We start from the raw sequence: 9778 nt of genomic DNA on the forward strand, positions 1-9778 counted from the left end.
CGAGGCCGTAGCCCTTGGCGACCACGCGCGGCGCGCCGTCGCCCTCGGGCGCGTCGTAGGCGAGCGCCGCGGCGCTCTTGCGGTGCATGCGGCTCATTACAGTTCCCAGTCGTGGTCGTTGGCGTTCGCATTGGCGGCGTCTCGCGCGGTCGCCGCTTCCGCTTCCGCTGCGGCGTGCGCGTGCTCCGCTTGCGCATTTTGCGCCGCATACGCGCTCGCGGCCTTCGCCGCCTCGGCGGGGTTTGCCGCCCCGCCGCTGCCGATCTCGCGGATCGAGAGCCCCGCGAGTGTGAGCCCAAGCGCCTCAAGGCGCCCGCGCAGCGCTTCGCTCTGCGCCGAGAGACGCGCGGCGCCGCCTGCGCTCGCCTGCACGCGCACGGCGAGCGTCGTGCCCGTGAGCGAGAGTTCCGCGTCGACGGTGCCGAGCCTCGGTAGCGCAAGCGTGAGGCGCGTGCGCCATGGAATGTCGTCGGCGTCCACGCCGCCGGCGCCGTGGCGCGAGTCGCGCGCGTCGTAGTCGTCCTGCTGGATGCTCCAGTCGACGCGCACGCCAGGCCAGGCCTCGCCGTTCCAGCGAAATTCGCCGGTCGCGAGCAAATCGAGCTGCTGGCGCACGAGCGGAATCACGGCCGGATGCACCGACGAGCCCGTGGCCTGCGTAGCGGCGTCGCGCATGGCGGGTAGCAGCCCGTCGGCCAGCGACGCGCCTGCGCGCGCCTGCGCGAGGCTCTGCGCCGCGCCCGCTTCGCCGCGCGGATCGGGCAACGCCGGAAAGCCGCGCGCCAATGCGGCATCGGCGGCGTTGGCCGTATCCCCGCGGGCGCCGCCCTGCGCGTTGCCCGGCGCGCCGGCGAACGCTTCGGTCCACTGCACGTCATCGGCATCATCGGCGCCGCGGGTCCAGTCGAGCGGCAGTTGCGCATTGGCCGAAAGCAGGCGGTTCTGCGGCTCGTCCGCGAGCTGGGCGAGCGAGATCTGACCGCGCAGCCACTGCGCGAGATGCGCTTCGTAGAAGAGCCCGCTCGTGCTCACGGCCTGTGCGAGCGAAGCCGCGAGCGCCGCGACCGGCCCGGCCTGCGCGGCAGCGCCGGCCTGTGCGGTTTGCGCCGTTTGTGAAGCTTGAGATGGCGCGCCCTGCGCCGAAGATGCCGCTTGGGCGTCGGCGCCATCCCCGGCGTCGGCCGCGGCGGCCAGCGCGTCGCCAGCCGAGGCCTGAGTCGCGAGCGCGAGGTCGGTCAGCAATGCGGCTTCGGCGGCGGCGAGCCCCGGCAGCGGCAGCGAGGCCGCACCGCCTTGCGCGGAGGGTTGCTCGCCGGGATCGGTGTCGGGATCGGCCCAGAGCGGCGCGCTGCCCACCACGGCCGGCGTCGCCTCGCCGCCCGAGCGGATGATCGCGTCGAGCGCCAGCGCGACCGCCGACAACACGGTCTGCGTCGAATCCGGTGCACTGCCGGTAGTGGTTTGGGTTTGGGCGTCGGCGAGCGCGGCCGTGCCCGTCGCGAGCGCAGAAACGCCCGATTGCGCGGCCCCGGCGCTGCCTTGCTGGCCGACCGGCGTGAGCGCCGCTATGCGGCTCGCTAGGAGCGCGGTGGCCCCGGTGTCGATTCCGTTCATGGTTTTCCGGATCTGCGCGAGAGCGCAGCGCTCGCCTCGCTCACGTGTCGCTCACTGCCCAACCCTGTCGCCCGGAGTCAGGGCCCACGCCCCAACTCGGCGCCATCCGGTCCCATGCCAGGCCGTGGCAGCACACGCATACGCGTTTCGTACATGCCGGCGCATCGCGCTAGCGCGCGCCGTAGATTTCCTGCAAGACCCGCGCGGGCTGCGCGGTGCCGTAAAAGAGCGCCGAAAGCCGCGCCATGCAAGGGCTCGCGAGGTCGCGAATGGCGGCGTCGTCGGCGAGGATCTGGCGGATCAGCTCGTACTTGCGCGTGCGTTCGGCCACCGTGAGCCGCACGCCCCCTTCGGCGTCCCTCAGCGCGTCGACGAGCAGCCGATACTCCTCCTGCAAGCCGATCAGATCGTTCCAGTGTGCGTCGCGCGCCGCGCAGAGCATCTGCCCCGAGACGGCCGCGATCGCTTCGTAGCGGGCGAAGTAGTCTGCTTTTGAACTCATCTCGTCGATGCGCCGGACGCTAGCGCAGATGACTGTTCGGCCATCCGCGCCACTTCCGGCGCTATCCCCAACCAGGCTTCCTCGAGCGTAGCCAGCAGTCCGTCGACTTCGACCAGCATGGTCTCGCTCTGTTTGATATTGGCTTCCAGCAAGCGCCGCGTCATATAGCTGTACAGCGCATTGAGGCGTTGCGCGATCTCGCCGCCTGCCTCGACGTTCAACGCGAGCTGGAGCCCGCTCTCGACAATCCGGATCGCCTTGGCGATCGCCTCGCAGCGCGGGCCGACGTTGCCGGCCTGCAGATGCATACGTGCCTGCGCAATCGCTCGCCGCGCGCCCTGGTACAGGAGCGAGATCAGCATGTGCGGGCTCGCACCCATGACCCCCGTTTCGACGCCCACGCGTGCATAGGCGTTGGCTCCAGATTGGGCAGGGGAAAACATCAGCGCTTCTCCTCAATACGTTTGGCTAGGGGTGCACTCGCCCGGCACGCCTCGCATGTGCGCAGCGCCGTGCGGTTCTAGCCGGGTTATCGGAACGTAATGGGGGAAGCTTTAGCGCGTAACGCGCATGGAGGCTCTGGCGACCGTCATACCTGGATCTGCATGATGTCGGTGTAGGCGGAAACGAGCTTGTTGCGCACCTGCAGGCCGAACTGGAAGCCGATGTTGGCTTTCTGCATGTCGACCATCACGTCGTTGAGCGACACGTTGCCCGCGCCCAGTTCGAACGCCTGCGATTCGCCCACGGCCTTGTGCTGGTCGTCGCTGATCTTGTCGAGCGACGCCTTGAGCGCCGCCGCAAACCCGCCAGCCGTCGCGGCGCCCGACGCGTCGTCGGCTGCGGTGGGGCCGCCGGCCGCCTGCGCCGCCATGGACTGCATTTGCGCCAAGGCGGACGTGAGCGGAGATACGGGCACGGTCATGTTTGCTCCACGAAAAGGGGACACGCGGGGAATCACGCCGGCCGCGGCACACGCCCGGCAAAGGCGCGGCGCCCGGTCGGCACGGCGCGCTTACACGGCGCCGAATCTGGGGGAGAGCATAGCAGCGGGCCGGTTTCGAGAGCCCCGAAACTAGGGGGAAAACCCGGCTCTATTCGCGCAATCGGCTTGTCACGGCTCTCGGATAATGCCTCTCGTGAAAGTCTCCGCCGTGCGCGGCGAGACCTGGAAGCCTCCGGAGATACCCGTCGCATGGATTCGTCTGCCAACTCTTTGATCAACCCCGACGCCCGCATGGGCCTCGCCACACCGGGCGCGTCCGGCGCCGGCGCGGGCGCCGGCCTGCCAGGCGCCGCGGAAGACCTGGGCGGCGGCTTCGCGCAACGCCTCGGCTCGCTCTCGTCGCTGCGCAACGTGCGCGGCAACCCGCGCGCGCCGCTCATTTTCGCCGTGGCGGTGCTCGTGGCCGTGGTCGCGGCCCTCGTGCTGTGGTCGCGCGCGCCCGACTACAAGGTGCTCTACAGCAATCTCTCGGACCGTGACGGCGGCGCCATCATTACCGCGCTCCAGGCCGCAAACGTTCCCTACAAGCTCTCCGATGGCGGCGGCGCGATTCTCGTGCCCTCCGAGCAGGTCAACGAAATGCGCCTGCGGCTCGCCTCGCAGGGCCTGCCCAAGAACGGCTCGGTCGGCTTCGAGCTGATGGACAACCAGAAGTTCGGCATCAGCCAGTTCGCCGAGCAGGTCAATTACCAGCGCGCGCTCGAAGGCGAGCTCGAGCAGACGATCCAGTCGATCGCGAGCGTGAAGTCGGCGCGCGTGCATCTGGCCATTCCGAAGCCTTCCGTGTTCGTGCGCGAGCGCGAGGCGCCCTCCGCCTCCGTGCTCGTGAACCTGTATCCGGGCCGCATCCTCGACGACGGCCAGGTCGCCGCCATCACGCACATGGTGGCTTCGGCCGTGCCGGACCTGCCGGTGCGCAACGTCACGGTGGTCGACCAGGACGGCAACCTGCTCACGCAAGGCGCAACGGGCATCGGCCTCGACGCCTCGCAGCTCAAGTACGTGCGCCAGGTCGAGCACGACACCCAGGCCCGCATCGACGCGATCCTCGCGCCGCTCTTCGGCTCCGGCAACGCGCGCTCGCAGGTGAGCGCCGACCTCGACTTCTCGAAGCTCGAGCAGACCTCCGAAGCCTACGGGCCGAACGGCAACCCGCAGGCAGCCGCCATCCGCAGCCAGCAGCAGAATATTTCGACGGAGCTGCAGCAAGGCGGCGCGGGCGGCGTGCCCGGCGCGCTCACGAACCAGCCGCCGCAGCCGGCCTCGGCGCCCGTCAGCGCGCCGGCGGGCGCGAGCGGCGCGTCGGCGCCGGTGCCCGTTTCCGATCATCGCGACACCACCACGAACTACGAGCTCGACAAGACCGTGCGCCACTACAGCCAGGCGCCGGGCGACATCAAGCGCCTCTCGGTGGCGGTAATCGTGAACTATCAGCAGAAGGTGGACGCGAAGGGCCACGCCAGCCTGCAGCCGCTCGACGCGCAAAAGCTCGCGCAGGTCGAGCAGCTCGTGAAGGACGCGATGGGCTACGACGCGAAGCGCGGCGACTCGGTGAACGTGGTGAACGCCGCGTTCCAGCAGGATGTCGACCCGAACGCGAACCTGCCGTGGTGGCGTCAGCCCGACATCATCGCGCTCGCCAAACAGATCGCGACGTGGCTCGGCATTGGCGCCGTGGCGCTCTTCCTCTATTTCGTGATGGTGAAGCCGGCGCTGCGCCGCGCGTTCCCGCCGCCCGAGCCGGCCGCGCCTTCGCTGCCGGGCATGGGCGACGGCGAGCCGCTGCTGCTCGACGGCCTGCCGGTGGCCAAGGCGCTCGGCGCCGAGGGCGAAGAGGGCGCGGACAGCGAAGCCGCCCTGCTCGCCTTCGAAAACGAGAAGAACAAGTTCGAACGCAACCTGGAATACGCGCGCACGATCGCGCGCCAGGATCCGAAGATCGTCGCAACCGTCGTCAAGAGTTGGGTGAACGATGAACGCTGAAGGGGCTACCAAGAGCGCGCTGCTGCTCATGTCGATCGGCGAGGAAGAGGCCTCCGAGGTCTTCAAGTTCCTCGGGCCGCGCGAGGTGCAGAAAATCGGCGCCGCCATGGCCGCGCTCAAGAACGTCAAGCGCGAAGAAATCGAAGACGTGCTGCAGGACTTCGTGAAGGAAGCCGAGCAGCACACGGCCTTCTCGCTCGACTCGAACGACTACATCCGCAACGTGCTCACGAAGGCGCTGGGCGAGGACAAGGCCGGCGCGATCATCGACCGCATCCTGCAAGGCGGCGACACGAGCGGCATCGAAGGCCTCAAGTGGATGGATTCGGGGTCGGTGGCGGAGCTCATCAAGAACGAGCATCCGCAGATCATCGCCACGATCCTCGTGCACCTCGACCGCGATCAGGCGTCGGAGATCGCCTCGTGCTTCACCGAGCGCCTGCGCAACGACGTGCTGCTGCGTATCGCGACGCTCGACGGCATCCAGCCCCAGGCGCTGCGCGAGCTCGACGACGTGCTCACGAACCTGCTCTCGGGCAGCGACAACCTCAAGCGCAGCCCGATGGGCGGCATCCGCACGGCGGCCGAAATCCTCAACTTCATGACGAGCCAGCACGAGGAAGGCGTGCTCGAAAACGTGCGCCAGTACGATGCGGAGCTCGCGCAGAAGATCATCGACCAGATGTTCGTGTTCGAGAACCTGCTCGACCTCGAAGACCGCGCGATCCAGCTGCTGCTCAAGGAAGTCGAGTCGGAGTCGCTCATCATTTCGCTCAAGGGTGCGCCGCCCGCGCTGCGCACCAAGTTCCTCGCGAACATGTCGCAGCGCGCGGCCGAACTGCTCGCCGAGGACCTCGACGCGCGCGGTCCGGTGCGTGTCTCCGAAGTCGAGGCGCAGCAGCGCCGCATCCTGCAGATCGTGCGCAACCTCGCCGAAAGCGGTCAGATCGCGATCGGCGGCAAGGCGGAAGACGCGTATGTCTGATCAGAAGCCCAACGGCGCGCGTCGCTCAGCGTACCAGCGCTGGGAGATGGCGTCGTTCGATCCGCCGCCGCCCCCTCCGCCGCCGCCCTCGCCTGACGAGACGGCCGCTTTCGAGGCAGAGCTCCAGCGCCTGCGCGAGGCGGCCCACCAGGAAGGGCTCAAGGCAGGCCACGTGGCGGGCCAGGCGCTCGGCTTTCAGGCCGGCCACGGGCAAGGCCTCCAGCAGGGCTTCGAACAAGGCAAGGCGGTGGCACACGCGCAGGCGATGCAGCTCGCGCTGCTGGCTGGCCGCTTCAGCGACGCGCTCGAAACGGTGCAGGCGGGCGTGGCTGAAACGCTCGTCGAGCTGGCGCTCGACATTGCCCAGCAGGTCGTGCGTCAGCACGTCCAGTACGACCCGACGGCGCTCGTCGCGGTCGCGCGCGAGGTGTTGGCCGCCGAGCCGCAGCTCGTCGGCTCGCCGCAACTCGTGGTGAGCCCGGCCGATCTGCCGATCGTCGAGGCCTACCTCATGGAAGATCTTCAGGCGCGCGGATGGACCGTGCGCACCGACCCGGCCATCGAGCGCGGCGGCTGCCGCGCGCAGGCCGCGACGGGCGAAACGGACGCCGGCATCGCCTCGCGCTGGGAACGCGTGATGGCGGCGCTTGGCAAGGCAAGGCCATGGTGAACCCGCCAGCCTTGCCGAGCCATCAGACGATACACACGGACGGCCTCACGCCGCTCGAGCAGGAGCTCGCACTCGCCTCCTTCGGCCCGCTCGCGCACGACCCCACGCAGACCGGCGCGGTGCTCGTGAGCGAGGACGCGAGCGAGCGCGCGGCGCGCGAAATTGGCGCAATCGACGCAATCAGCGAGGCGCTCGCCGCCGACGCGGCTGGGCATGGCGGACCGGACGAGGCAGAAGCCCGCCCGGCGCCTTACGTGCCGCCGCCGAACTACGACCCGGCCAACCCTCACCTCGTCTCGTGGAACGCGCACCTGCGCGGCGTGCGCGATCGCAACGCGCTCGCGCTGCCGCTGCGCGGCTGCGGGCGCCTCACGCGCGCCGCGGGTCTCGTGCTCGAAGCGGTGGGATTGCGCCTCGCCGTGGGATCGGAGGTGATGATCGAGCTGCCGCAGGGCAGTTCGCTGCCGATGTGCGAAGCCGAAGTGGTCGGCTTCGCGGGCGACAAGCTCTTTCTGATGCCGACGACCGAAGTCGCGGGCCTCTTGCCCGGCGCACGCGTCTGGCCGCTGGAGAGCGCGCCGATCGCCGACCCGATGGCGGGCGCCAAGCGCCTGCCGGTGGGCTGGGGCATGCTCGGCCGCGTCGTGGACGCATCGGGCCGCCCGCTCGACGGGCTCGGGCCGCTCGCCACCGACATCGACGCGCCGCTCACCGCGCCCACCATCAACCCGCTGAACCGCGAGCCGATCCGTCACGTGCTCGACGTGGGCGTGCGCGCCATCAACGCGCTGCTCACGGTCGGGCGCGGCCAGCGCATGGGCCTCTTCGCGGGCTCGGGCGTGGGCAAATCGGTGCTGCTCGGCACGATGGCGCGCGCGACCAGCGCCGAGGTGATCGTGATCGGCCTGATCGGCGAGCGCGGCCGCGAAGTGAAGGAGTTCATCGAACAGATCCTGGGCGAGGATGGCCTCGCGCGCTCGGTCGTGGTGGCCGCGCCCGCCGACGTGTCGCCGCTTCTGCGCATGCAGGCCGCCACCTACACGACCTCGCTCGCCGAATACTTCCGCGATCAGGGCAAGCACGTGCTGCTGCTCATGGATTCGCTCACGCGCTACGCGATGGCGCAGCGCGAGATCGCGCTCGCGATCGGCGAGCCGCCGGCGACCAAGGGCTACCCGCCTTCGGTGTTCGCCAAGCTGCCCGCGCTCGTCGATCGCACCGGCAACGGCCCCGAGGGCGGCGGCTCGATCACGGCGTTCTACACCGTGCTCACCGAAGGCGACGACCAGCAGGATCCGATCGCCGACTCGGCGCGCGCGATTCTCGACGGCCATATCGTGCTTTCGCGTACGCTCGCCGAGGCCGGGCACTATCCGGCAATCGACATCGAGGCGTCGATCAGCCGCGCGATGACCGCGCTGATCGACGAGCGGCATCTGAACCAGACGCGCGCGCTCAAGCAGATGCTCTCGCGCTACCAGCGCAACCGGGACCTCATCAACGTGGGCGCGTACGTGAGCGGGCGCGACGCCGTGCTCGACCGGGCGATCGCGCTGTACCCGCGTATCGAAGCTTTTCTTCAGCAGGGTTTTCGCGAAACCGCTAACTATGATCAGAGCGTCGAGATGCTCGGCCAGCTGATTGGAGCCAGGACATGACGAAACAGACCGCGCTGCAAACCTTGATTGGCCTCGCGCAGGACGATGTCGACGCCGCCACGCAGCGGCTCGGCCGCGTGCAGCGCGAGCGCAGCGAAGTCGAAAAACAGCTGGAAGCGCTCATCAACTACCGCGACGAGTATCACGCGCGCTTCACGCAATCGGCGCGCGCCGGCATGGCGGCGGGCAACGTGCGCAATTTCCAGGCGTTCATCGACACGCTCGACGCCGCGATCGAGCAGCAGCGGCGCATTCTCGAGCAGGCCACCGCGCGCGTGGAAGCCGCGAAGCCGGAATGGCAGCGCAGCAAGCAGAAGCTCGGCTCGTACGAGGTGCTGCAGGCGCGTCATGACGAGGTGCAGGCGCGCAAGGACGCCCGCCGCGAACAGCGCGACGCCGACGAGCACGCCGCCCGCGTGCTGCGCATGCGCACGTCGCAACACCCGTAACTCGCCGTCGAGACCGCCAGCATGTCGCTCCTCTCCACACTCTCCTCGCTTCTCGGCGGCGCCACCGGCGCCGGGTCGGGCAGCAATGCGGCGAATGCCGCCAGCCAGGCGAACCAGTCGAGCCAGTCGGGTCTGGATTTCGCCCAGACGCTCCAGCAGAGCATCGACGCGCAGAATTCGCAGGCCGCGATGAGCGCCTCGAGCGCGCAATCCACCAGGAGCGCCCAGTCCACGCAAAGCGCGCAGTCCAACGCCTCCGCGCAGTCCAGCACGAGCGCGTCGCAAGCGGCGAGCACGAGCACGAGCAGCAGCACCGGCACGAGCAGCAGCGCGCAGACGGCGGGCACGACCGGCGGGCAAAGCTCGCAGCGAGCGTCGGACGCCGATCATCACGCCCACGCCTCGCGCATCCAGCGCGAGCAGGCCGAAGCCGCAGGCGCCCAGGCCGCCGCGGCCCAGGCACAGCAAGCGCAGCAGACGCAACAGGCCCAGCAGACGCAAACCGACCCGAACGCCACAAGCGACGCATCCCAGGCGAGCAGCGACAGCACGCTCGCGGGCGTGGCCTCGGCGGCTGCCGCCGCGGCGGCAACGGCGGTCGCCGGCGCGGACACGGCGAGCGACGGCACGGCCACGGGAAGCGCTACGGGCGCCACGGCAAAGTCGGTGCACGACGCGCTGCAAGCCGCGCTCGCGACGCTGCGCGGCGGCGCGGGCGCGCTCTCCGCGCACGCGGTCGCCGGCACGGCGAGCGGCACGGCGGCCACTGCCGACGCTGGCACGGGCGCAGGCACAGGCACAGGTACGAGCGCAGGCTCGGGCATCGCGAGCAGCTTCGCCTCGCACCTGAGCGCGACGGCCCAGAACAAGGCACTCGGCACGGCGGCCAACAGCACGGCAGGCGCGGACAC

The 9778-nt window shown here is 69.8% G+C and carries 9 protein-coding genes and 2 pseudogenes; 6 read left to right on the forward strand and 5 right to left on the reverse strand.

The window, feature by feature from the left end:
* The 5 genes and pseudogenes from VMJ11_RS27205 to fliE all read right to left on the reverse strand — a co-directional run.
* Positions 1 to 97, reverse strand: a pseudogene (locus tag VMJ11_RS27205) (flagellar biosynthesis protein FlhB); the annotation flags it as partial.
* On the reverse strand, positions 97 to 1614 hold the full coding sequence (locus VMJ11_RS27210) for a flagellar hook-length control protein FliK (protein WP_325623567.1): 1518 nt from the start codon (positions 1612 to 1614) through the stop codon (positions 97 to 99). The pseudogene VMJ11_RS27205 and the gene VMJ11_RS27210, both read right to left, overlap by 1 nt.
* Before the next feature lie 169 nt (positions 1615 to 1783).
* Positions 1784 to 2116 carry a flagellar protein FliT gene (locus VMJ11_RS27215; protein WP_325623569.1) on the reverse strand — a complete coding sequence of 111 codons (333 nt, stop codon included), beginning with the start codon at positions 2114 to 2116 and terminating at the stop codon, positions 1784 to 1786.
* Positions 2113 to 2559, reverse strand: a complete 447-nt coding sequence (gene fliS, locus VMJ11_RS27220; RefSeq protein WP_325623571.1) for a flagellar export chaperone FliS — start codon at positions 2557 to 2559, stop codon at positions 2113 to 2115. The genes VMJ11_RS27215 and fliS overlap by 4 nt, the downstream gene beginning before the upstream one ends.
* A 146-nt stretch (positions 2560 to 2705) precedes the next feature.
* The gene (gene fliE / locus VMJ11_RS27225; protein ID WP_325623572.1) at positions 2706 to 3041 is read right to left on the reverse strand and encodes a flagellar hook-basal body complex protein FliE; all 336 of its coding nucleotides are present in this window, start codon (positions 3039 to 3041) and stop codon (positions 2706 to 2708) included.
* A gap of 270 nt (positions 3042 to 3311) precedes the next feature.
* Between fliE and fliF the strand changes: the two genes are divergently transcribed.
* The 6 genes and pseudogenes from fliF to VMJ11_RS27255 all read left to right on the forward strand — a co-directional run.
* Positions 3312 to 5105, forward strand: coding sequence for a flagellar basal-body MS-ring/collar protein FliF (gene fliF, locus VMJ11_RS27230; RefSeq protein WP_325623574.1), 1794 nt, complete (start codon positions 3312 to 3314; stop codon positions 5103 to 5105).
* A complete protein-coding gene (fliG, locus tag VMJ11_RS27235) occupies positions 5095 to 6090 on the forward strand; it encodes a flagellar motor switch protein FliG (protein ID WP_325623576.1) in 996 nt (331 codons plus the stop codon). The genes fliF and fliG overlap by 11 nt, the downstream gene beginning before the upstream one ends.
* Positions 6083 to 6760 carry a flagellar assembly protein FliH gene (gene fliH / locus VMJ11_RS27240; RefSeq protein WP_325623578.1) on the forward strand — a complete coding sequence of 226 codons (678 nt, stop codon included), beginning with the start codon at positions 6083 to 6085 and terminating at the stop codon, positions 6758 to 6760. The genes fliG and fliH overlap by 8 nt, the downstream gene beginning before the upstream one ends.
* Complete coding sequence (fliI, locus tag VMJ11_RS27245; RefSeq protein WP_325623580.1) at positions 6754 to 8418, forward strand: flagellar protein export ATPase FliI; 1665 nt, start codon at positions 6754 to 6756, stop codon at positions 8416 to 8418. The genes fliH and fliI overlap by 7 nt, the downstream gene beginning before the upstream one ends.
* Positions 8415 to 8867, forward strand: coding sequence for a flagellar export protein FliJ (fliJ, locus tag VMJ11_RS27250; protein ID WP_325623582.1), 453 nt, complete (start codon positions 8415 to 8417; stop codon positions 8865 to 8867). Before fliI ends, fliJ begins: the two co-directional genes overlap by 4 nt.
* A gap of 21 nt (positions 8868 to 8888) precedes the next feature.
* A pseudogene (locus VMJ11_RS27255) lies at positions 8889 to 9778 on the forward strand (hypothetical protein); the annotation flags it as partial.

This window comes from Paraburkholderia sp. (assembly GCF_035501035.1).
In the GTDB taxonomy this organism is placed as follows: domain Bacteria; phylum Pseudomonadota; class Gammaproteobacteria; order Burkholderiales; family Burkholderiaceae; genus Paraburkholderia.